This window comes from Shewanella sp. (assembly GCF_013214165.1).
Lineage (GTDB): Bacteria > Pseudomonadota > Gammaproteobacteria > Enterobacterales > Shewanellaceae > Shewanella.
In genome coordinates, this window is sequence record NZ_JABSSM010000018.1 from 54,647 (window position 1) to 76,977 (window position 22,331).

At 46.5% G+C, this 22,331-nt stretch carries 20 protein-coding genes; 10 read left to right on the forward strand and 10 right to left on the reverse strand.

Annotation, left to right across the window (positions count from 1 at the left end):
- Window positions 1-120: 120 nt before the first annotated feature.
- A complete protein-coding gene (locus HRU42_RS05960) occupies window positions 121-1,422 on the forward strand; it encodes a DEAD/DEAH box helicase (protein ID WP_295029512.1) in 1,302 nt (433 codons plus the stop codon).
- A gap of 86 nt (window positions 1,423-1,508) precedes the next feature.
- Window positions 1,509-2,885 carry an NCS2 family permease gene (locus HRU42_RS05965; protein WP_295029514.1) on the forward strand — a complete coding sequence of 459 codons (1,377 nt, stop codon included), beginning with the start codon at window positions 1,509-1,511 and terminating at the stop codon, window positions 2,883-2,885.
- A 41-nt stretch (window positions 2,886-2,926) separates the two neighbouring features.
- Here the strand turns inward: HRU42_RS05965 and HRU42_RS05970 are convergent, their stop codons facing one another.
- The 3 genes from HRU42_RS05970 to HRU42_RS05980 form a co-directional block, all read right to left on the reverse strand.
- On the reverse strand, window positions 2,927-3,331 hold the full coding sequence (locus tag HRU42_RS05970) for a CBS domain-containing protein (protein WP_295029613.1): 405 nt from the start codon (window positions 3,329-3,331) through the stop codon (window positions 2,927-2,929).
- A 215-nt stretch (window positions 3,332-3,546) separates the two neighbouring features.
- Window positions 3,547-4,902, reverse strand: coding sequence for a YjiH family protein (locus HRU42_RS05975; protein ID WP_295029515.1), 1,356 nt, complete (start codon window positions 4,900-4,902; stop codon window positions 3,547-3,549).
- A 371-nt stretch (window positions 4,903-5,273) separates the two neighbouring features.
- Window positions 5,274-6,818, reverse strand: a complete 1,545-nt coding sequence (locus HRU42_RS05980; protein ID WP_295029516.1) for a PAS domain-containing methyl-accepting chemotaxis protein — start codon at window positions 6,816-6,818, stop codon at window positions 5,274-5,276.
- Window positions 6,819-7,185: 367 nt separating this feature from the next.
- Here HRU42_RS05980 and HRU42_RS05985 point away from each other — a divergent pair, with 367 nt between their 5' ends.
- The 5 genes from HRU42_RS05985 (at window position 7,186) to HRU42_RS06005 (ending at window position 9,590) form a co-directional block, all read left to right on the forward strand.
- Entirely contained in the window at window positions 7,186-7,866 is a 681-nt protein-coding gene (locus HRU42_RS05985; RefSeq protein WP_295029517.1) for a hypothetical protein, read from the forward strand.
- 207 nt (window positions 7,867-8,073) lie between these two features.
- Window positions 8,074-8,490, forward strand: a complete 417-nt coding sequence (merR, locus tag HRU42_RS05990) for an Hg(II)-responsive transcriptional regulator (RefSeq protein ID WP_295029518.1) — start codon at window positions 8,074-8,076, stop codon at window positions 8,488-8,490.
- Window positions 8,491-8,581: 91 nt separating this feature from the next.
- Complete coding sequence (locus HRU42_RS05995; RefSeq protein WP_295029519.1) at window positions 8,582-8,959, forward strand: mercuric transporter MerT family protein; 378 nt, start codon at window positions 8,582-8,584, stop codon at window positions 8,957-8,959.
- 23 nt (window positions 8,960-8,982) lie between these two features.
- Window positions 8,983-9,357 carry a mercury resistance system periplasmic binding protein MerP gene (gene merP / locus HRU42_RS06000; protein ID WP_295029520.1) on the forward strand — a complete coding sequence of 125 codons (375 nt, stop codon included), beginning with the start codon at window positions 8,983-8,985 and terminating at the stop codon, window positions 9,355-9,357.
- Window positions 9,354-9,590, forward strand: a complete 237-nt coding sequence (locus tag HRU42_RS06005) for a GDCCVxC domain-containing (seleno)protein (protein WP_295029521.1) — start codon at window positions 9,354-9,356, stop codon at window positions 9,588-9,590. Before merP ends, HRU42_RS06005 begins: the two co-directional genes overlap by 4 nt.
- An 86-nt stretch (window positions 9,591-9,676) precedes the next feature.
- Here the strand turns inward: HRU42_RS06005 and HRU42_RS06010 are convergent, their stop codons facing one another.
- From HRU42_RS06010 to yegQ, 5 genes are all read right to left on the reverse strand, one after another.
- Window positions 9,677-9,952: a hypothetical protein gene (locus HRU42_RS06010; protein ID WP_295029523.1), complete on the reverse strand. Its 276-nt coding sequence runs from the start codon at window positions 9,950-9,952 to the stop codon at window positions 9,677-9,679.
- 33 nt (window positions 9,953-9,985) lie between these two features.
- A complete protein-coding gene (locus HRU42_RS06015) occupies window positions 9,986-10,312 on the reverse strand; it encodes a hypothetical protein (protein WP_295029524.1) in 327 nt (108 codons plus the stop codon).
- A gap of 195 nt (window positions 10,313-10,507) precedes the next feature.
- Window positions 10,508-12,631, reverse strand: coding sequence for a metallophosphoesterase (locus HRU42_RS06020; RefSeq protein ID WP_295029525.1), 2,124 nt, complete (start codon window positions 12,629-12,631; stop codon window positions 10,508-10,510).
- 505 nt (window positions 12,632-13,136) lie between these two features.
- A complete protein-coding gene (locus tag HRU42_RS06025; RefSeq protein ID WP_295029527.1) occupies window positions 13,137-13,394 on the reverse strand; it encodes a YfhL family 4Fe-4S dicluster ferredoxin in 258 nt (85 codons plus the stop codon).
- Window positions 13,395-13,487: 93 nt separating this feature from the next.
- Window positions 13,488-14,867: a tRNA 5-hydroxyuridine modification protein YegQ gene (gene yegQ / locus HRU42_RS06030; RefSeq protein ID WP_295029528.1), complete on the reverse strand. Its 1,380-nt coding sequence runs from the start codon at window positions 14,865-14,867 to the stop codon at window positions 13,488-13,490.
- Between the two features lie 300 nt (window positions 14,868-15,167).
- Here yegQ and HRU42_RS06035 point away from each other — a divergent pair, with 300 nt between their 5' ends.
- A complete protein-coding gene (locus tag HRU42_RS06035; RefSeq protein ID WP_295029529.1) occupies window positions 15,168-16,010 on the forward strand; it encodes an HDOD domain-containing protein in 843 nt (280 codons plus the stop codon).
- A gap of 91 nt (window positions 16,011-16,101) precedes the next feature.
- A complete protein-coding gene (locus HRU42_RS06040) occupies window positions 16,102-17,607 on the forward strand; it encodes a bifunctional diguanylate cyclase/phosphodiesterase (RefSeq protein WP_295029531.1) in 1,506 nt (501 codons plus the stop codon).
- Between the two features lie 43 nt (window positions 17,608-17,650).
- Here the strand turns inward: HRU42_RS06040 and HRU42_RS06045 are convergent, their stop codons facing one another.
- Window positions 17,651-18,121: a thioesterase family protein gene (locus HRU42_RS06045; RefSeq protein WP_295029533.1), complete on the reverse strand. Its 471-nt coding sequence runs from the start codon at window positions 18,119-18,121 to the stop codon at window positions 17,651-17,653.
- A 67-nt stretch (window positions 18,122-18,188) separates the two neighbouring features.
- The gene (locus tag HRU42_RS06050) at window positions 18,189-18,974 is read right to left on the reverse strand and encodes an ABC transporter substrate-binding protein (RefSeq protein ID WP_295029535.1); all 786 of its coding nucleotides are present in this window, start codon (window positions 18,972-18,974) and stop codon (window positions 18,189-18,191) included.
- Window positions 18,975-19,229: 255 nt separating this feature from the next.
- Between HRU42_RS06050 and HRU42_RS06055 the strand changes: the two genes are divergently transcribed.
- Window positions 19,230-22,286: an EAL domain-containing protein gene (locus HRU42_RS06055; RefSeq protein ID WP_295029537.1), complete on the forward strand. Its 3,057-nt coding sequence runs from the start codon at window positions 19,230-19,232 to the stop codon at window positions 22,284-22,286.
- Window positions 22,287-22,331 lie beyond the last annotated feature (45 nt).

Below are 22,331 nucleotides of genomic sequence, written 5' to 3' on the forward strand. Positions count from 1 at the left end.
CCAAAGTCGCTATTTTCTAGCTAGTGATGCTGCCTGATGTTGTTTGAATCCTTATTCCCGCTAAACAGTGATATAATTCGCGGCATTCTCTCTGTTGCTTTAATCTAGGTATTTACCCGTATGTCTGAACTCGTCGACTCTGTTACTCATCATGGATTTTCATCCTTATCCCTAAGACCAGAATTGCTGCAGGTTTTGACCGAATTAGGCTATAGCCAGCCTACACAGATCCAGACTCAGGCTATACCGGCCATTTTAGCTGGGCAGGACATCATGGCTGGTGCCCAAACTGGCTCGGGAAAAACCGCCGCGTTTGCGCTGCCTATCCTGCAAAAGTTGAGTGAACCGCTACTCAGACTAGATGAAAAGAACCAGCTGGAGCCTGAGGCAGCATCTTGCTCTCGAGTACCTGGCATTCGTGCCCTAGTGTTGACGCCAACCCGTGAACTCGCCCTCCAGGTCCATGGGAGTTTCGTTAAATACGCTAAGCAGACTCGGCTCAAATCAGCTCTGGTATATGGCGGCGTCAGCATAGATGCTCAGGCTCAGATCTTAGCGGCCAGAGTCGATATCTTGGTTGCAACCCCGGGGCGTCTGCTGGATCACTTAAGGCGTGGATCTATGAGCCTTAATGAACTTGAGTTTTTGGTATTCGATGAAGCCGACCGCATGTTGGATATGGGCTTTAAAGACGAGATAGATGCCATCGTCAAACAGCTGCCTAAGACTCGCCAAACCTTGTTGTTTTCTGCCACCTTCGACGAATCACTCTATGGCTTGAGTCAATCACTATTACGCTGTCCTAAACGTATCGAGGTGGGTGAGCGAAATGCCGCGGCTGTCGAAATTGAGCAGCGGGTTTATGCGGTCGACAGTGACAGAAAGCTTGCCCTAATCACTCATCTTATCGAGTCGGGTAAGTTACAGCAGGTACTCATTTTTAGCCGTAAGAAGCTGGCCGCCGACAAGCTGGCCACTAACTTAACCAAGGCGGGAATTGAGGCCCAGGCGTTTCATGGTGATCTCTCTCAGGGTGCACGGGAAAAGGTGCTGCAAAGTTTTAAGGATGGTGAGGTTCGCGTGCTGGTGGCCACCGATGTTGCTGCAAGGGGGATAGATATTATCGACCTTAACTATGTGGTCAACTATGAATTGCCCTATAAGGCCGAGGATTATGTTCATCGAATCGGCCGCACGGGCCGCGCCGGTAATAAAGGCGTTGCAATCACATTACTCTGTCGTGAAGATGAACACCTGCTGGAAGAAGTCGAAGTCGTGCTCGATAAGCGATTGCCTCAGCAATGGTTAGCAGGCTTTGAGCCTGATCTGACTAAGAGTGTAGATACACCCAGAAAAGGAGGGAGAAATGCCCACAAGCAGCGCGCCAAGAAGCGAGCTAATGGCGACAGACGAGGTCGTTAATAGCGAGTTTATACTTGAGTCGATGCTCCATATTACTGATAGCCTGCCACAGCCTTATAAATTTAAGAGACCAAAGGTATAAAATTATGCAGTCCGAACAGACTAGCCCTACACAAGATACATCGTTAGATACACAAACTCATTCCGCTTCTTTCCTGGATAGCTACTTCTGTATTACTCAACGTGGCAGCACCCTAAAACGTGAACTCATCGCAGGGTTAACCACCTTTCTGGCTATGGTCTATTCGGTGATCGTGGTGCCGAACATGTTAGGCATCGCAGGTTTTGACCCCGGCGCCGTGTTTATCTCCACCTGCATGATAGCCGCATTCGGCTCTTTATTGATGGGCTTATGGGCTAACTTACCCATGGCCATAGGTTGTGCTATTTCATTAACGGCTTTTACCGCTTTTAGCATGGTCTTGGGCCAGGGGATCTCTATTCCAGTAACCTTAGGTGCCATTTTCTTGATGGGAGTGGTATTCACATTTGTGAGTGTGACCGGACTACGTCAGTGGATACTGACTAACCTGCCCAAGGGTATAGCCCATGGGACAGGTATCGGTATCGGGCTGTTCCTCTTGCTGATCGCCACTAATAGTGTACAGCTCATCGTCGGCAGTGATGCCGGACTGCCTGTTAAACTGGGTGATATTACCAGTCTGCCTGTGATTGCAGCCATTGTCGGTCTGGCCGCCACCATAGGTTTTGAGCGTCGCGGAGTACCAGGAGGGATCTTGATCGTGATCGTTGCCTTGTCGGCTTTCGGTCTGATATTCGACCCTGCGGTTAAATATCAAGGTCTGTTCGCCTGGCCGGATCTTATGTCAGAGCAGTCTCTTATCGGTCAGCTGGATATCATGGGGGCCTTGAATCCTGTGGTTCTGCCAATTGTATTAGCCTTGGTGATGACGGCGATATTCGATGCGACCGGCACGATACGCGCCGTTGCAGGGCAAGCCGAACTGCTCGATAAAGATGATAACATCGTCGGTGGTAGCAGGGCGTTAACCTCAGATTCAGTCAGTAGCATAGTTGCAGGTGCGGTTGGCGGAGCACCTGCCGCCGTGTATATAGAGTCAGCCGCTGGCACCGCAGCCGGTGGTAAGACGGGACTCACGGCAACTATAGTCGGCCTGTTATTTGTGATGATGATGTTCCTCGCGCCGCTGAGCTATCTGGTGCCTGCTTATGCCACGGCACCGGCGCTTATGTATGTGGGTCTCTTGATGCTGAGTAACGTCACTAAGCTGGACTTTACTGACAAGGTCGATGCCATGGCGGGATTGACCTGTGCCATCTTCATCATCTTAAGTTCTAATATCGTTACCGGCATCATGCTGGGTTTCGTCACTCTGGTGATTGGCCGTATATGTAGTGGCGAATGGCGCGCGCTCAAGCCTGGCGTAATAGCCATTACCTTAGGCCTGGTTATCTTCTATATGGGGGGCTGGGCGATATAATGGAATATAGGTCCTAGGTGCAAGCTCCTAGGACCGATTTCTTAGCTCGAAAAAGCTTTTAACAGATCTTTCCAGGTGATGATGCCTATTAGCCTTCCCTTATCTAAAACGGGTAATGACCCTATATCATGCTCGAGCAGCTGCTCACTGGCCTGCCTGATGGTTTGATTTGGCGATATGGTGATAGGGTTTCTAGTCATCACCTGATGCGCTCTTCTTTGCAGGGTCTCACTGTCACGTTCGGTTTCGTTGATATTGCCTATATTGGGGCTCAAGGCTCTTAGATAATCGCGTTCAGACAGTATTCCCTGCAGCTTATCGTGTTCGATAACCAGTAGGTGATGGAAGGGGGCATTATCAAATATCTCCTTGGCCACTGTGAGCCTATCGTCCATCTCTATGGTGACGATGCGGGTGATCATGATCTCCGATACTCTCATGTCCAGTTTTAAGTTCATACAAGCCTCCCGTCACAACGTTGTAACACGTGTTTACATATTTATAACAGTTACATAAGGTGGAGGGAAGTGAATCTTCTATGGTATTTTTCCATTGGTATAGGTGCAGCAGCTAACAATAAAAGTGCGTACCAGAGAGGGGACAATAAAAAATAGACAAAAAAAAGAGTGGCAGAGCCACTCTTTTTTTGGGGGAGGGTCATTTAGAATATCAAGTGCGCGGCACCAGCAATGATAGGCAGAGTGACCAGAGTACGCAGGATAAATACCACGAAAAGCTCGAAGAAGTTGATTGGTATCTTGCTTCCCATCAATAGTGCGCCAACTTCACTCATGTAGATAAGCTGAGTCACAGACAAGGCGGCAATGATGAAACGTGTCATATCCGACTCGATTGAGCTAGCCAGAATCGAAGGGATAAACATGTCGGCAAAACCGACCACTATGGTTTTCGATGCTTCGGCCGCTTCAGGTACCTGTAAAAGCTCTAAAAGCGGGATGAAGGGCATGCCCAAATACTGAAATATCGGCGTATATTCGGCGATAATCAAGGCTATGGTGCCGATTCCCATGACAACAGGAATAACGCCAAACACCATGTCGATGACATTCTTGATGCCATCTTTAAATGTCTGCTTGATACCGTTGGCTTGTCCTGCTTTAGCGAGAGCCTGTTCTAAGCCCCAAGAAAATACCCCGTGTCCCTGTGGGATCACTTCATCATCCGGGTGCCTTGGGGTGTTGTCGATATAGTTATCTTTCTTCCAACACAGGGGAGGCAGTTTAGGCACGATAATCGCAGCCAAGATGCCCGCTAGACACACGGTTAAGTAGAAAGGCACAAACATATGCTCGAGTTTAACCTGAGAGATAACCACCAGGGAGAAGGTAATAGATACTGCAGAGAAAGTGGTGCCGATCACAGCAGCCTCTCTTTGAGTATATAGGCGCTTCTCATATTGCTTACTGGTCATCAAAATAGCGACACTACCATCACCTAGCCAAGATGCCATACAGTCGACGGCGCTACGTCCTGGTAAGTTAAATACCGGACGCATTATTTTAGTTAGTAGCGTACCGATAAATTCGAGTAAACCAAAATTCATCAATAATGGCAGTAACATACCCGCGAAGATGAACACACTAAATAGTGATGGTAACAGGTCATTTAAGATCAGCGCGCCGGTATCGCCCGATGTGATCGCCTCAGGGCCGACCCCTAAGAAGGTCATCACCACGAAGATGGCGCCAAGGATACGAACCAGCAGCCAGCCCGGAGTGACATTAAGCAGTGAGTTGAAGAATGCATGATTGATGATCATAGCAGGCTTAAACAGCTTAGTGATCACACTCGCTGTGGTGGTGAGCACAATAATGGTGGTGACAATAGCTCCGATAGTGTCACCAAGTAGGCTAAGCAGCCCCTTGGATACGATAGCGATTGGGATAGTGATAGCGTCGTTATAACTGATAGGCGTCATAAACAGCAGCAGACCTATCAATGACGGAATAATAAACGTCAATATCGTTTTTATGTTATGGGTTTGTTTTTCAGCCACGTTTTTCACCCTAAATTACCGTTTCGGCACAATTGTAATAAGTTAACATTTCATCCAATTTGAAATTAAAATTGAATATCCATTCAAATAGAGGGGGGCAAGATTACCCCCTTAAATCCTGTATGTAAAACGATTCTCAGGCTTGATTGGATTAATCACAGGTAAAGCATAGTTATTACGCCTTTTTGAGTATTTATATTCTAACGTAACAAGCAATTTATCATCATGTATGCTTTTGGTTTGATTGATGTTAACGCTATGGTTGGTCGTGTTTTCTTTGTGTTGTTTTCGTGTGTATTTTTGGTGTTTAAGCCAAGGGAAGCGACGTTTTTAAGAGCCACGTCGCTATTGTTCGAGGTGATAACGCCAGATTAGCCGAACGTATCTCTCATGCTCTTGGCTTTATCGGCATTGATCTTTAGCTCAAGCACCGAGGCTTCGACGGTTTGCACGGCGCGTAAGTTATCGTTACTGGCCAGGCTGATCGCGGCAATATTTTGATTGATCTCATCGACCACCTGCTTTTGCTGATCAGCGGCTACCGAGTTTTGCTGCGCCAGTGAATGTATGGTACTGATTGCCTGATAGATGGTATCAATCTTCTCCGCCGATGCCTGAGTATCGGTGGCACACAACTCGGCTTGAGCTCGGCTCAAATCCATTTGACCGGCCCAGCTGGTTATCATGGCGAACATCTTATCGACGCTGTGGGAGATACTGTTAGTCGATTCTTGCGTGCGTTTCGATAGGGCTCTGACCTCATCGGCAACCACGGCAAAGCCGCGTCCCTGTTCGCCGGCGCGCGCCGCTTCGATGGCGGCATTGAGCGCCAGCAAGTTTGTTTGCTCGGCGATGGCATCAATCTCAGACATGGCCGACGCCACTTGCTCGGCCTCCTTATTGAGCAGGTGTGCATTGGCCGCCGCTTCTGTTACGGCTTGGGTGAGTGAGGTGATGTTTTTGGTATTAGATTGCATCTTGATGCGGCTGTCTTGGCACAGCTGGAACGTTTCATCTATGCTGTTCGAAGTCGATTGAGTATTGACGGCCACTTCGCCTATGGTTGAGCCCATCTCTTCCATGGCGCTGGCTATCTGCTCTACCTGCTGACTCTCATGCTCTATACCTGCATGGGTCTGATTCGCGGCGATGATAAGCTCATTGGCTATGCCATCGATCTGCTTGGCATTGTCTTGAGAACGTCCCAACACTCCCTGTAGCTTCGCCTGTTGCATCAATATATGAAAGTCGAGTAGGGAGGAGGTATCACGGCCACAATAGACGAAGCGGCTCACGGAATCGTAGTCCTGTTTCATCTTCATTAATTTAGCGGGAATTCTAAAGGCCTCGTCATAGAAGATGGCGAGGTTGATGCCCATCAGCACAACGCCGGCTAAAATAACCCCCCAGCCCCAGACTGCGCCCGCTATTGCCAGTCCTGTGGTGGCACAGACTGCGGACAAGATGCGCTTCTGATTTAAGCTCAGGGGATCTGAGACCGTTTTCCCCTGGTTGAGTCGCTTATATACTTGTTCGGCTCTGGTGATAAGCTGGTCGGAGGCTTTAATGCGCACCGATTGATAACCAACGACCTCACCTTTCTCAAACAGAGGAGAGACGAAGGCATCGACCCAGTAATAGCCACCATTTTTACAGCGGTTCTTGACCAGACCTCGCCAAGATTGTCCCGATTTGACCTTAGTCCATAGCTCTTTAAATGCGGCTACCGGCATGTCCTGATGCCTGACGAGTTTGTGGCTCTGACCCAGCAGCTCAGCTTCACTGTAGCCGGAGATATCGATAAAGGTTTGGTTAACGTAGGTAATGATCCCACGTTTATTGGTGTTTGAGATTAGTTCTTCACCAGCTGCGAGTTTTACCTCTAGGTTGATGTTTTTAGTGTGGTGATTTGCCATGCTACTTCCCGTTCAAAACTGCGAAATCCGTATCAGATTCTTTGTCGGTTATTGATTAACTTCATAAATAATACCACTTATGTGTTTGTTTCGTTGTGGATTTATTCATCACATAAGAGTTAGTTAAATTAAACTAATGTACTACCTATTTACAAACCGTTTACAAGCCTCTATGGTTTTGATTGGTTTGAGTGAAAGTTGCGGCTTTAATTGGTGTATTTACACTATGATAATTAAGGAAGTCATGGGGTCGATTTCAAGCGTGCACTTTCATCATGTGTAATGTGAAAAATCTGTGCTAGACCTCTTTAATCAATGCAGCTTCCATGTATGTTAAGGGAGTGTGTGATGAGTGAATTAAGGGAAAATGATAGAAAAGAGCAGAAAGCTATCCAGCTTAGCGTTTAAGTTTGGTGTACTTGGTTGTGCCGGTTTAATTGGTGGCATTGTGTTATCTGTGCTTGGATTTCAGGACTTCGACGGGCAAGGTTTCAATTTTCTGAACCACACACTCAGTGAGCTGGGACACTATGGTCATTCTAAATTTGCCGTGGTGATCAATGGCGGACTATTTTTTGGTAGTTTGAGTCTGATTATGTTTTGTCTTTTCTCTATTCAGCTGATGGATAATCGAGCCCTCTATCCATTATTAATCGCACTCGTGTGGACATTTATCTCATTGGCGGCAGCTGGGTTATTTCCTGTTAACGTGTACCATCTGCACACCGCGGCATTGCAGTACTTTTTCTATTCCGGGGTCATGAGCTCATTCCTCTACCTTATCTACATTTTTATGAAAGGTAGGCTCTTCTATTCTCGCTGGAATGCACTCACAGCTAGCTTGACCTTCATCAGTTTCTTAAGCTTTCTATTGTTTTCCCATCAATCTTTGGGGTTCACTACCGCAGGTAGGCCCTTCTATCAGGAGATGGTGATGATCTTACCCAGGCCCGATATCTGGTGGCCCGCGACGTTGGAGTGGATCTGCATAGGGCTATTTATGCTCTGGACCTTAGGTTTAGTGGCCAGTTTAAAGTCCAAAGGATGATAAAGCCGCTTGAATGTTTAAGACAAAGCCATAGGACTAGTTTCAATTCATAGGTCATTTCGGCATGTTTGTAGCCGGGATCCGACGTGTATTCTTGTTCGCTTACCGCTTTAAAATAATCTAGGCCCATTTTTCCATATTGGCCTCCCCCTGATCTCAGCTTATTGCTGAGTGTGAGTGGGCTGAGTATCATAGGGGGAACCACAGATGTTATCCCGAGGCTATATGTTTACTATCGGACAACTCGCTAAGGCCGCCGAGGTCAATGTTGAGACGGTGCGCTATTATGAGAGGCAAGGCTTAATCAAGCAGCCAGCTAAACCCGTTCAGGGTTATCGACGTTACCCACAAGATGCCCTGCTCAGGTTGATGTTTATCCGTCGTGCCCAGGGACTGGGTTTTACGCTCAATGAGATCGCCTCCTTGATCTCCCTGAGCGCGGGACATTGCAGCGATATTCAGCTACTGGCCGAGAAGAAGCTGTTAGCGGTGCGGACTAAGATAGACGATCTGCAACGACTGGAGCACAGTTTGGCTAATCTGGTCGATGAGTGCCGCCATAATCCCGATGAAGCCTGCTGTCCCATCATCAGCTCCTTGGTCCCCGAGCATAGCACTGCTTAACACTCGCCTATTGACTCCGTATCTAGGTACAGGCTTTACACTCTAGACATAATCATACTTCTTTAATGGATAGATTTGATGGCTAGAACCTATGAATATTGAACCAGATAATAAGACCTTGAAAACAGACTCACCTGCCTGGCCTATGGTGGGGGGAGTGTTGGCCGCTATCGGTGCCAGCCTATGTTGCGCCGGTCCTTTCGTGTTACTTATGCTGGGGATCAGCGGCTCATGGATCAGTACATTAGCGGCATTCGACCCCTTCAGGCCTTACTTTATTGTCCTTGTTGTCGGCCTGTTCCTATGGGCAGGCTGGAAAATTTATCGCCCACTAGATCTGTGTAGCCCTGACGAGTTCTGCTCGGTAGCAGATAATCGACGCCGCTATAGGATGGTATTTTGGCTGACTAGCCTGATCGCCGCCATGTTGGTCTCGAGTCCCTACTGGCTGGTCTGGCTGATGGCATAATCTTGATTGGATCTGGAGAAAAAATGAAACCACGAGTATTGATGAGTAAAAACAGCACAGCTAGCACTCTTATGTCCTCAGTGTTGCTGGCCTCTGCACTTGGCATCATGCCGACAGCGGCGTTGGCCGAGACCCGCAGCGTTAATTTGATGCTGCCAACCATGGATTGCGGCATGTGTCCCATCACAGTGCGTAAGGCATTGGAGAATCTTGACGGTGTGGAGCAGGCTAAGGTCGATTTTGGCGATAAGACGGCCAAGGTTATCTTCGATGATGACAAGGTGAGTGTGGAACGCCTGATGCGAGCGACCAAAGATGCAGGTTTTCCTTCTGAAATCATAGCTACTAGCCATAAGAGTCATGCTAGCAGCGACGTTAATAATGGGAATGAATCATGACAGATACGGTGATCTTGGAGTCGGTATTAACCTGTCCAGAGTGTGGTCATAGTAAGATGGAGACCATGCCAACCAATGCCTGCCAATGGTTCTATGAATGTGAGCAATGTCATAGTCTGTTAAAACCAAAGGCCGGAGATTGCTGCGTGTATTGTTCCTACGGCTCAGAGCCTTGCCCGCCGATCCAGCTGGCACCGGCTCAGAAAGGCAAGGGCGCCTGTTGCGGCGCTTAAGGTGTTTTGCTTACTATTTTGTTTAGTTTTCATGGAACTAAATGAAATTAATTGAAATTAATTGAATGGGTTCAGTACTGATTTAGCTATCCAGCCAAAGGCTTAAGGGAAGTAATAGATAGGCGGTTACCACCGATAGGGTCAAGATAGCCGTACTGAGCCATAGCGCCCATGCCCAGAGTCACCAATAATATCGGCAGGGCGCAAGTGGTGCCAATTAGGGCCAGTCCTAAGCCTCCCAGTAAGGAGGCATTGGTGGCGAGCTTGTCTCGATTTATCATCTGTAACTCTATCTCTTCAATCTTCATCGAACTGATACCTTTAAAATACGAAGCCGATGTTGATGTCCAGAGTGAAGTCATCGCCTTTGTCTATTCCCTTGGGGCCCTTGTTATTTACCCAGTAGAAGAGGTCGTAGTACTGGTACAATATTCCCCGTCGAGCCAGAGCTTGTTTATGCTTCTGCTGCGCTTGGCTTCATTGGCAATTTTTGATGTACCCTCGAGCAATACCCGTTTTCCGCTGATACCGGTTAACTCGGCCGTTAGAGACAAGTGATAGACAGGTTCTTCTCGACTCCAAAGGCGAAAAATGAACAGACTGTGCCTTACACCTGTATCTATACTAGCGGCTTCTGTACTGGCTTGTACAAGGGTAATAACACTTAGCCGCTCGAATAATATCGAGATCAGCACCTGCTTGAAGCACCTATATTGTATCATTGCCGACATCCCATAAAATACTCAGAAACCATTAATTTAATCTTAGTCTGCGGATTCGGCTACAAGTCAATATTTTTTGTAAAAAAACCAGAGCATCAGGCTCTGGTTTTTTTCAGTTTGTTAGCTAAGACTTGGTATGCTCGTTGCTCATTAAGCGTCTCGATTAGCACTTATTGCTAGCACCTATAACGGTTCTTATAGCAGGGCTGCTCTGTTGGTGACGGTTTTAAGATCGGTTAAACTGCCATTTTCTGTATCAATTAAGAAATGGTCACTTGCCTCTCCTGTAGCGAACCTCTCCAGAATATAAAAGAGTGTGCCGAAGCGAGATTTAAATAGATCGCCGACACTGGCATCCTCAGTCTGATTAAGCGCTAGTGAAGTTATCTCTTGATCAAATTGAGACAGCTCCTCACTCAGCAATTTATATTGAGGCAGACGCGTTGCATCGATATCACGGAAGGCCAGTTCATCGGCGTTTCTTAAGCGATAAAAGTCCAGTGCTAATTCGGTGCCATTCCATTGGGCAAAGTCACGCAGTTCAAGGCCATGATCTATTGCGAGTGCTTCGGCTTTGTCCTTGGCTGACTTCCAGTCTGTCAAAAACTGCAGTAGCACAGTGTCACTTTTAGCTGCAGGACAGCCAGCTAAGTCTAACTCCAAGGCTGCTTTAAGTTGGCAAACAGTGATATCTGTTTCAATTTGAGACAGGGTCATCATCTGCTTACCATCCATATTGAACAGCATGGTCTTGATATCTTCCGGCCACTCTTTGGGTAAGAAGCGTAGGCGAGTCAACTCAGTGAGATGCCACTCGGTTAGTTGATAGTAGCTGTCAGAGTCTAAGATTGCCTTGTTCCAGATCCCTTCATAGCCTTTATCTGTAAGGTGTTCATGTTCCAGAGCATAGTGCTCAAATAATTCGTTAAACCTGGGCACCTCTTCGAGTATCACAGTTTCTACCTCAATTTGGCTGTGAGGCAGAACATTAAGCACTTTATAAGCGGGAATATAACCAGCAAGAGAGGGCGCCTGTATGTTGAACAAGGTATATTGCTCACCGTCGATATTGTAGCGCTTCATACCGGTATCATTAAAATGCATATGGCCACCGACATGGACACTCAAGCCCGTTGCAGCAAGCGCCTTACTGGTGTCATCTTCTGGCTCTCGAGCTAGCTGGAAATTACCTTCTCCAAAAATATCTTCAATCTCTTCCGAGGCACCATTGTAGAAATCAGTCATGGGAAAGTGGCTAAAGGATATTAAGGTTTTACCTTGCATTTTTGCCGATTTGACCACATCACTTATCCAGTCAATGACTTGCTGTTTATGGGTTAACATCATGTTGTAGCCGGCGCTTGATGAGCCATCATATTTATCTTTAATGAGCTTATCAGGTCGATAGACATTAGCATCGATTGCCAATAACCATAGTCCTTCTACAGGTTCTACCACATAGCTTGAGTCAGGTACGACTGAGCATTGGGTGTAATCTGCTTGCTTATATCTCCCTCCGGTGCCTTCATAGCAGATCTCGAATTGGCGGTTTTCATATTGAGCCTCTGATGCCGCTTTCTCATAGGTGTAGTGTGTACGGGCATCATCGCTGCTATAAGGGGTTTCAAAATAAAAGTGCTGTTTATGTGGCTCGAAACCATGGGGGCCTAGGATTGTCATGATCTCTTTATAGCCCCATTCGATGACTTCTTCACTGCAGATGGTGGGGAGTTCGTGACCGGCGTCTATGATTGCTGTGTCACCTTCATAATCGACACACTCATTCTTGCCTTTACTGAAAATGCGCTGCTGCTTACCTTCAACTCCTAAGTAATCGCTTTTACCCGCAGCTTGGGTAAAGGGACGGTTAGGATCGTGATTTCCTGGTGCGGCGAAGAACTCTAAGCCATACTCTTCACTGTAGCGGTCAAATATTTTCACTAACCCACGCATATGAAGTGGTTGTCCGTCATCGCTAAAATCGCCAGGAAGGGCTACATATTTAATGCCTTTAGCTACGACATCATCTAGGGCCGCTATCATGGCAAAATAGTTCTCATTAAATAGTCTGGTGGACTCCATCTGAGATTGCATGGTTCTGATGATTGCGCCTCGGTCATTATGGCTATTTGGCAAGCCTGAAAAGGCGCCATCGGAAAACTCGCCATAGACATCATGAAAATGAATATCAGGCATAAAGGCGATACGGATATTAGCCTCAGGTTCTGGGGTGACATTGTCGTCATTTGAGCTTGAATTACAGCCCGATATAGCAGCAATAATTAGTAATGAAACTGTGGACAGTTTATATGGATTCATTTGAAGTGCTCCCGATGATTTAATTTTTTAGGGATACTACGCTGAATGAGTGTCACTTTTATGTCATTTACATTGTTGATTCTATTTTGTAAGCGCTTTACCGAGTTAACCGACTCGGCATTCGATGCAAATGTCGGCTGATTATCATGATGAATACGTGTGAGCAGTTCGGGGGGTATGCTTAATACTTATTGGAATATATTTAAGTCGCTATTTTTTATTGGTTATTTAACCTAGAATCTGCGCGAGTGTGTTGTGCTTTAGCTGATGCTTAAGTCAATTGTATGACTTGGCCGTTAACATGTTTAGCTGAATGCTGGCGTCTATGTAGCTCTCACTGACAGCATGCGTATCTATGCTCGGCTTGGATAAATAATAAAATCAATCTGGACATTATTTATCTAAATGCAGCATCTGAAATTGGATCACACCTGTTGACGGGCATTAAAAGAGAGAAGGAATAAGCGAAAGGGCCTAATTGAAAGCCCTTCTTAATATCGAATCGTTAGCCGACGGGCTTGCCGGTGATCAGGTGATATTTAACCCGCAGCTGGATGTCAGTTTCTTTATTGTCAGGGTCGGGGTCGATACAGTCGATGGGGCATACCGAGATACAGGTTGGTTTATCGTAATGACCCACGCATTCGGTGCAGAGGTCTGAATCTATCTCATAGATCTCCTCACCCATAGTGATCGCCTGATTAGGACACTCGGGCTCACACATGTCGCAGTTGATACAGCTGTCGTCGATCAATAAAGCCATCTTTCTATTTTACCTGTTTATCTTTGTCTAGAGTCTAGAATCTAGGACCTATCGCTTAAAACTTACCACTTACTATAGCCGATGTGAGTTATTTTAAGCGTGGGGATTACGGGTATCTTGTCCCTGGGCCAAGTTACGCAGCAGAACCGCCTTATCTATGTCTACACCATCGGGTAGCGCCAGGAAGACGAAGTGACCCGAGCCTAATGCAGATTCAACGTTTTCATTTTTACGGTTGATTAGCTGCTCAATCTTGAAGGTAAGATTTCCCTGGGGGGTCATCACCTCGACGCTATCGCCGACGGAGAACTTATTCTTAACGTCAATTTCGACCATGCCGGCATCGTTACGCTTGCCGGTGAACTCGCCGACGAACTGTTGGGTGTCGCTGATCGAGTAACCATAGTCATAGTTCTGGTACTCGTCATGGACATGGCGACGCAGGAAGCCTTCGGTATAGCCACGATGCGCCAAGCCTTCGAGGTTATGCATCAAGGTGCGATCGAAGTCTTTACCCGATGCTGCATCTTCGATTGCCTGACGATAGAGCTGGGCCGTACGCGCTACGTAGTAGAAAGACTTAGTTCGGCCTTCGATCTTCAACGAGTCGATACCCATCTTAGTCAGGCGATCCACGTGCTGAATGGCGCGCAGATCTTTGGAGTTCATGATGTAGGTACCATGCTCATCTTCGAATGCCGGCATATACTCACCGGGTCTACCCGCCTCTTGCAATAATACCACCTTATCGCTCGGTTGCCCTTCACCTAAGGTCGGCTTTTCAATTTGGACACCATGTTGATCCACAAGCGCTTGAGGGTTGACGGCAACTATGTCACCTGTCTCGGTCTGTTTAGCCTCATGGACATCGTACTTCCAACGGCATGAGTTGGTGCAAGTCCCCTGGTTAGGATCGCGCTTGTTGATATAGCCAGATAGCAGGCAGCGCCCCGAGTACGCCATGCAGAGTGCGCCGTGAACGAAGACTTCCAGTTCGATATCCGGGCAACGCTGACGTATCTCTTCAATCTCATCGAGTGACAGTTCACGGGATAAGATCACCCGCTTGATACCTTGTTGTTGCCAAAATTTAACCGAGGCCCAGTTGATGGCGTTAGCCTGAACAGAGAGGTGGACTACCTGCTCCGGGAAGGCTTCTCTGACCATCATGATTAAACCTGGGTCGGACATGATCAAGGCGTCGGGTTTCATGGCGACAACTGGCTCCATATCCCTGATATAGGTCTTTAGTTTAGTGTTGTGGGGGGCAATGTTGCTCACCACATAGAGCTTCTTACCTAGGTCATGGGCTTCCTGGATCCCTGTCGCCAGGTTTTCCATCTTGAATTCATTATTTCTCACCCTGAGGCTGTATCTTGGCTGGCCTGCGTAGACCGCATCTGCACCGTAGGCAAACGCATAACGCATATTTTTCAGTGTCCCAGCGGGAGACAGTAGCTCAGGTTTAAACATAATGATTCTCTATTAACTGTTAAAGACGCAACAAGCGGGCGGGCATTTTACTCGCAGCCTGTATTCTTAAGCAAATTGAGCTTACATTAACTTGATCTAAATCAAGTCTTAGGAGCTTGCTAGGTCTTTTAGGTTTAGCTTTAGCAGAAATTCACTCCCGAATAATCTGAAAATTAGCTAGAATTCACACAAGATGTTAACCACATGGATACTTTTCACGCTTCGAGTTAACGTAACCACTGATATACTCGGAAACTCATTGAGTTCAATTTGCTGGCTAAATAGATAATGGGAGCACGAATGTCTACTGAACATGAACTACTGGTCAGGCTGTTAAAGAAATTAAAGGCTGACTCCCTAGTTTTGCCGACGCTACCTGAGGTGGCTATGCGAGTTCAGGAGGTGGTATCGAGACCCGATTCAAGCCCCAAACAGGTTGCCGAAATTATAGGCCAAGATGCTGCTATCTCTGCAAGAATGATCAAGGTGGCTAACAGTGCCCTGTATAGCCGAGGGACTAAAGCCGAGAACATCAATAGCGCCGTCACTCGTATAGGTTTGACTCAGATTAAGGCCATAGCGACGTCGGTTGCCATGGAGCAGCTGTTTATCTCGACTAACGAGATGGTGTGGGAGGTGATGGATGAGGTTTGGTGTTCTTCTATCGAGGTGACTTCAGCAGCTTGCGCCATGTTACAGATCTACATCAAGTCTCATCAAGGTTGTGGCTTGAGTTTTGATACTCTGACGCTGGCGGGATTGGTGCATAATATCGGCGCTCTGCCTATATTAACGGAAGCCGAGGCTCAGCCTGAACTCTTTACCAGTATCGTTCAGCTTAGGGTGCTAGTGCGAAAGATGCAGGGCCCCATAGGCCGCGCCGTGTTGAAAAGCTGGGATTTTGCTCCAGAAGTGATGGAAGTGGTTGAGCGGTGGTCAGACCTTACTTATCTGCCTGACAATGTCTCTTATATGGATTTTGTTCGAGCCGCCGCCTTCTATACCGGAGAGCTCAGATCTGGAGCCAATCTTAGGGAGAGATTGGATGTATTTGTGCGGCGTGGTTTACCTGTGTCGCCAGATGAATTAGCCAGCGATGAGTTCCTCGATAAGTATAATTCGATTAAGTTGAGCTATGAGTAACCGATGAATATGACTCATGAGCGAGTTTAGAGTCATTGACTATTAGCACATGTGACCAAGTAAATATTTTCTAAGGAGTTAAATCCCTCGCGTGGAAACTGGCTGGCACTATTGGATATTATGGTTATTTTGTATCGCTGGTATCATCATTTGGTACCGGCATAAAAAGCGTGAAACTGCTTTTCTTCAACATCTGCTAAGCCAGCTTCAGCAACGAAGAGATAAGCTTGCAATCAAGCCATTGGCTGATTCTCAATGGCGTGTTATTTCATCTGATAAAATCCCCAAAAAATATGTCCAGCTATATCATGAGCTGCAAAGGTTCATCTTTGAGCTACCCGGTCCAAGCGATAGAGATAAGTTGACCGGACTGCCTAATCGCCTGGGAGTGAAATCACGTTTAAGTGGTTTGAGTACCATTAAGCAAGGTAGCTTACTCTTAATCGATATCTATCGATTTAGGTTTGTTAACGATCTGTTTGGATTCTCAGTTGGAGATGAACTACTCAAGCAAGTGTCGAAACGACTCATAGGTCCAGCCTCTCAGGGGGCGTATGTGGCGAGAATGAATGAAGATGAGTTCCTGCTTTATTTTGAGGCGCAACAGAGTGAAAGCATCTTGTTGGCACTGCGAGATCGGCTGCAAATGCCCTATGAAATAGAGAGGAGTACTATTTCGGTACAAATTCAGATGGGGGTTGTCGATCTCAATCTGCATCATACCCATGTCAGCGCCTTATTGAGGCGTCTGGATCTCGCGCTAATTAAAGCCAAATCAGGTAAACCTTTCTTCGCCTATTATGTCAGAGGAGATGATTTGAGTCAGCAACGTGAACTGAGCATCATTCATGATCTTCCCAAGGCACTCCAGCAGGGCCAGCTGTACATGGTGTATCAGCCCAAGTTAGATGTGATATCGGCAACATACACCCAAGTGGAAGCCTTAATGAGATGGAAACACAGTGAATTAGGTCATATTTCTCCCGCTGAATTTATTCCCTTAGCCGAATATGCCGGCATGATCGAGCTGCTCAGCCAGTGGGCGTTAGAGCAAGTGCTCTCTCAACAGGCCAAGTGGCAGGCCATGGGGCTTCGTCTTCAGGTCGCGGTGAATCTTTCGACCCAAGATATGATCAGTACCACCTTGTGTGACGATATTCAGACTAAGTTGGGCCGTTATGGTGTGTCGGCAGATTCACTCTCTATCGAGATCACCGAGAGTCAGCTTATGGATGATATGGAGCTGGCAATAGCCACCATTGAGAAGTTAAAGGAGATAGGTGTCAGCGTCGCCATAGATGATTTTGGTACCGGTCACTCCTCATTGGCTTACCTTAAAAACTTTCCTGTCGATGAAGTTAAAATTGATAAGGCCTTTCTCGATGACCTCTTGACCGACAAACGTGCCGCACACATCATGAGAACTAGCATAGCACTAGCGAAAGGCCTGGGTTTTAGCACCACAGTTGAAGGGGTTGAGACCCAAGCGGTGAATCTGGCTCTGATTGAGATGGGGGTCGATAAAATTCAGGGCGATCTCTTTGCTAAACCTATGACAGTTAAAGAGATCGAAGCGGATCAGATTCGGACGGTATAATATCTTTCGATATTATACCGTGATTGATTTAGCGTTTTCTGGCTCACAGAGATGATACGCTCTGCTGACTCTCGGTAAATGACTGGCTTAAATGTGCCAACAGGTCTGCCGACATAGGTGTCAGCTGCCTCGCCTTATTCATGCACACCATTTCTATGTTGGCGGTGACAGCTGGCTTTCTTGCATTGGGTCGCCAAATTTCCTGATGCCAGACCGTTCTGTATTTACTCTCGAAGTAGAAGCGTGTCCTGATGTCTATAATGTCGGCAAACTCGACGCCGTCATGACACAGCATATCACTGCGATAGACTGCAAAACCTAAGCCTTGCTCATCCCAGAGGCTAGCTAATGTTTTAGCGCCGATGACGTGCTCTCTTGCTCGCTCAAAATATTTAAGAAAGTTAGGGTGGTAAACCACGCCTGAAAAATCCGTATCTTCGTAATAGATTTGAACCGGGAAATGGAATGTAGAACTGTAATTGAGCTCTTTAGGACTTTGAACTGTCTTGTGCATAATCGTTGTTTGAGCCAATACTGCTGAGAATGGCGCTAGTCTATCACAGAGGTTTTAATACTTGCCTCTATTTAGTCGATTCGATAGATGTCATTATTTTTTGATAACTGCCATCTTGCTTGAGTGAACTCAGGCCGGTATCCAGTAGTTTAGCCAGGGTTTCTGCCTGTGGATTGTCCTTAGAAAAAGCCAGATAAACTTGGCCTGTATGATTGGTGAAGGTCTGCTCTATATTAGCGGCGACTCCCATGCGCTCAATATATTGGTCGGCGACTAGATCATACATGATAGCCAGATCAATTCTGTCCAGTAGCAGCAAGTTGATCAGCTGATTATGATTGGCAAGCTTATATATGTGCACATTTGGCAGTAGGTTAAGCTCATCACCATATTCATAGCCGTCGATAATTCCCACCTTAGTATTCGGTGGTAATTGCCATTTATCTACGGCTTGGACTGGCATTTTTGCATTCTGATAGAAAGAGGCCGTTGCTGAGAAGAGCGGCTGTTCACCGAAGACAAATTGATCTTCGGTGCTCTGTTCCTTAATCAGATTGAAGACACCATCGACCAGCCCTTTTTTGGCCATGACAACGGCTCGAGAGTAGGGCACTACTATGCTCTTGACTTCAATGCCAACCCGAGAAAAAGCCGCATTGATGATGGCATGAGAGATACCAGTGCCGGAGGCATTGGCAAATGGCGCCCAGTTATCTTCTGCCGCCAGCTTGATGACTCGAGGGGATTCTTGTCTAGTGTCATCTCCATTACCATCAGCATAGCTACATAGGCTGAGCAAGGCTGAGCTAGCAAATATCATTGCCTTCAAAAAGGCTAAGTGTGATCCTGGCATGAGTCCGTTTATCCCGAATATCCATAGTAAGTTGCACTTCTATCTTAATCCATTTTTGATTAAAGGTGACTTTTATTTATCTGTTTTTTGTTCTGTTCCATTAGCCAAAATTAATAAATATGTGGTGGAAATGACAAACTCCAAGTTTATGTTTGTCTTCTATTTTTAGTCCATTTGGCCCATCTCATTGATGATAAGTTTCTGCTACAATCAAAGCGGTAAACTTCCAAAAATACAGAGGGAAAACAGCGACTCATGGATTCAGAAGTGATTTTTTCCCTGATACAGAATGCCGCACTACTGTTAGCTATGGTGTTTGTTTATGATGCCGTGCCTAGAAAGCAGCAGAGCGAATACTTATTCATATGGCGGATATCGCTCGGAGCCATCATAGGTGGGATCACCATCACGACTATGATGACGCCTTGGGAGTACCAGAGCGGCATATTTTTCGATACCCGTTCGGTGATCTTAGGTATTTCGGGCCTGTTTTTTGGTAGGCTTGCTACTTTTATCGCCGTCTGCATCGCCGCTACCTATCGTCTAATGGAGGGCGGACCTGCAGTTTTGGCCGGACTTGGGGTGATCATTTCTTCTGGGCTGTTTGGCAGCTTATGGCGCTATAAGCGTAAGGCGGCGATCGCCGACTTTAATTATAAAGAGCTTTATCTGTTTGGCTTTATTCTTCACCTGATTAATTTAAGTTGGATGTTTGTGCTGCCGTTTTATGTGGCAATTAAGATTCTGATGCAGATGAGTTTTTCTGTATTACTGGTTTTCCCAGTGGCTACCGCCTTACTCGGCTTACTCCTGTCCAGAAGGCTGGAGATAGAGCGCGATGCCAAGATACAGCTACAAGATGACTTCATGTTCCGCTCACAGTTTAATATTGGCAATATCGGCATATGCATCTCTACCGTGGATCGGCATTGGGTAAAAGTGAATCCTAGGGTCTGTCAGATGCTAAAATATACCGAGGCGGAGTTGTTAACCAAAACCTGGGTTGAGATGACATATTTTGAAGATCTCCAAACAGATCTGCTCCAGTTTGAACGCATGTTGCGAGGTGAGATCGATGAGTATGAGATGGACAAGCGTTTCGTCGCAAAAGACGGGGGCATAGTCTATACCCACTTGACTGTCGCTTGCCAAAGGGTAAACGATAAGGTGCAGTTGGTTATTTCAGGTATGCTGGATATCACCTCCCAGAAGCAAGCCGAATCGGCGATGCGTTCGAGTCAGGAGCAGCTTGCCTTAGTGCTGGGTAGCAGTGATTTAGGCTTATGGGATTGGGATATAAAAACCAATAGAGTCGACCGGAATGAGCGATGTGCAGAGTTATTAGGTTGCAGTGTCGATGAGCTTAAGCACAATGAGAGGTTATGGGTCAATGGCATATACCCACAGGATAGAGTGGCGGTGCTGCATTCTATAGACGCTCATTTAAAAGGGCAAAGTGTTCAGCATAGTATTGAGTACCGACTCGTGTCGCTCTCGGGGGAGACTCGCTGGATTTTAGACAGTGGTAAGGTCGTCAGCAGAGACGAAAAAGGTGTGCCCCTGCGTATGTGTGGTACTCATACAGACATTACCGATAGAAAAAGAGTTGAGGAGTCGTTGAAACTAGCGGCTTCGGTTTACAATAATTCCAGCGAAGCCATGAGTGTGCAAGACAGTCAGGGAAAAATCATCACCATCAACTCGGCTTTTTCTGAGATAACGGGTTATCGGCAAGATGAGGTTATCGACCATCATATTGATATTTTGCGCTGTGAAAGGAGCAAAAACTGTCAGTTCGAACAGATGATGTCTCAGATCATGGAGACCGGAAAGTGGCAAGGTGAGCTTTGGCTCAAACATAAGAATGCCACGGAATATATCGTTTGGTTAACCATCAATACCATCTATGACAGCCAGGGCGAAGTCTATCGACGGGTCGCGCTCTTCTCAGATATTACTGAAAAAAAACAGACCGAACAGCTCATCTGGAAACAGGCTCACTATGACCCTCTGACGGGACTGCCTAATCGTCGCATGTTGTTGGAATATCTGGGTACTGAATTGCTCAAATCAGAGCGTAATAACCAGCATTTTGCCTTGATGTTTTTAGATCTGGATTATTTTAAGGAGGTCAACGACACCTTAGGCCATGATATGGGCGATCAGCTGTTGATTGAAGCGGCCAAGAGGCTAAAAAGCTGTATACGTGAATCCGATGTTGTCGCCAGGTTGGGAGGAGATGAGTTTACTGTCGTGCTTTCGGCCATAGAAGATCATAAAGGCGTCGATAAGGTGGCGGGGAATATTTTATCCCGTTTATCTGAACCCTTTAATCTGGGTAATGACACGGCCTATATTAGTGGCAGTATCGGTATAACCCTCTATCCCGATGATGCTTCGACGATAGATAGCCTACTTAAACATGCCGATCAGGCTATGTATGCGGCTAAAGATCTGGGCAGAAATCGTTTCCATTATTTTACTGCTTCGATGCAGGAAGACGCTCGTTATCGGATGATATTGATCCGTGATTTACGCCAGGCCGTGAATAAGAAAGAGTTTGAGGTGTATTATCAGCCTATTATTGATCTGGCCACCGGGGAGATGTATAAGGCCGAAGCGCTTATTCGTTGGCATCATCCTCAAAGGGGCATGGTGTCGCCTAGCGAGTTTATTCCTATTGCTGAAGACACCGGTCTTATCATAGAGATAGGTAATTGGGTGTTTGCCCAAGCGGCAAAGCAAAGTGCCCATTGGCGAGACAAATTTGGCGTCGAGATCCAGATCAGTATCAACAAATCCCCTATACAGTTTAGAGACGAGGGGGACAGCTTCGAAGATTGGATTTTGCAATTAAAGCAGCTAAACCTAACTAGCAACAGTATCTGCGTCGAGATCACCGAAGGCCTGTTACTGGATGCTAGCATGGGAGTATCGGAGAAGTTATTAGCCTATCGCGATGCGGGGATCCAAGTTTCACTGGATGATTTTGGCACCGGGTATTCCTCATTGGCCTATTTGAAAAAGTTTGATATTGATTATCTCAAAATTGATCAGTCCTTCACCCGTAATTTAGCATCGGATACCGACGATGTGACCCTGTGTGAGGCGATTATTGTTATGGCACATAAGTTAGACATGATGGTCATAGCCGAAGGGATCGAAACTGAGTACCAGAGAAATATTTTAGCTAAGGCTGGCTGTGACTATGGCCAAGGCTACCTATATTCAAGAGCCATTCCAGCAGCCGATTTTGAGCAGACATATATCTTGGCGATCGCAGCGATGGATAATGAAAAGGTATCGTCGTAGCCAGTGAAGTCGGTTTTTGATAGACTCCGCGCTCATTTATTATCC

Excerpts from the sequence above, each read along its gene's own strand:
- HRU42_RS05965 (WP_295029514.1), top strand. The coding sequence starts at position 1,509 with ATGCAGTCCGAACAGACTAGCCCTACACAAGATACATCGTTAGATACA.
- yegQ (WP_295029528.1), bottom strand. The coding sequence starts at position 14,867 with ATGTTTAAACCTGAGCTACTGTCTCCCGCTGGGACACTGAAAAATATG.
- HRU42_RS06035 (WP_295029529.1), top strand. The coding sequence starts at position 15,168 with ATGTCTACTGAACATGAACTACTGGTCAGGCTGTTAAAGAAATTAAAG.
- merP (WP_295029520.1), top strand. The coding sequence starts at position 8,983 with ATGAAACCACGAGTATTGATGAGTAAAAACAGCACAGCTAGCACTCTT.
- HRU42_RS06010 (WP_295029523.1), bottom strand. The coding sequence starts at position 9,952 with ATGACTTCACTCTGGACATCAACATCGGCTTCGTATTTTAAAGGTATC.
- HRU42_RS05985 (WP_295029517.1), top strand. The coding sequence starts at position 7,186 with ATGATAGAAAAGAGCAGAAAGCTATCCAGCTTAGCGTTTAAGTTTGGT.
- HRU42_RS05995 (WP_295029519.1), top strand. The coding sequence starts at position 8,582 with ATGAATATTGAACCAGATAATAAGACCTTGAAAACAGACTCACCTGCC.
- HRU42_RS06045 (WP_295029533.1), bottom strand. The coding sequence starts at position 18,121 with ATGCACAAGACAGTTCAAAGTCCTAAAGAGCTCAATTACAGTTCTACA.
- HRU42_RS06005 (WP_295029521.1), top strand. The coding sequence starts at position 9,354 with ATGACAGATACGGTGATCTTGGAGTCGGTATTAACCTGTCCAGAGTGT.
- HRU42_RS06055 (WP_295029537.1), top strand. The coding sequence starts at position 19,230 with ATGGATTCAGAAGTGATTTTTTCCCTGATACAGAATGCCGCACTACTG.
- HRU42_RS05980 (WP_295029516.1), bottom strand. The coding sequence starts at position 6,818 with ATGGCAAATCACCACACTAAAAACATCAACCTAGAGGTAAAACTCGCA.
- HRU42_RS05960 (WP_295029512.1), top strand. The coding sequence starts at position 121 with ATGTCTGAACTCGTCGACTCTGTTACTCATCATGGATTTTCATCCTTA.
- HRU42_RS06025 (WP_295029527.1), bottom strand. The coding sequence starts at position 13,394 with ATGGCTTTATTGATCGACGACAGCTGTATCAACTGCGACATGTGTGAG.
- merR (WP_295029518.1), top strand. The coding sequence starts at position 8,074 with ATGTTATCCCGAGGCTATATGTTTACTATCGGACAACTCGCTAAGGCC.
- HRU42_RS06015 (WP_295029524.1), bottom strand. The coding sequence starts at position 10,312 with ATGATACAATATAGGTGCTTCAAGCAGGTGCTGATCTCGATATTATTC.
- HRU42_RS06020 (WP_295029525.1), bottom strand. The coding sequence starts at position 12,631 with ATGAATCCATATAAACTGTCCACAGTTTCATTACTAATTATTGCTGCT.
- HRU42_RS06050 (WP_295029535.1), bottom strand. The coding sequence starts at position 18,974 with ATGCCAGGATCACACTTAGCCTTTTTGAAGGCAATGATATTTGCTAGC.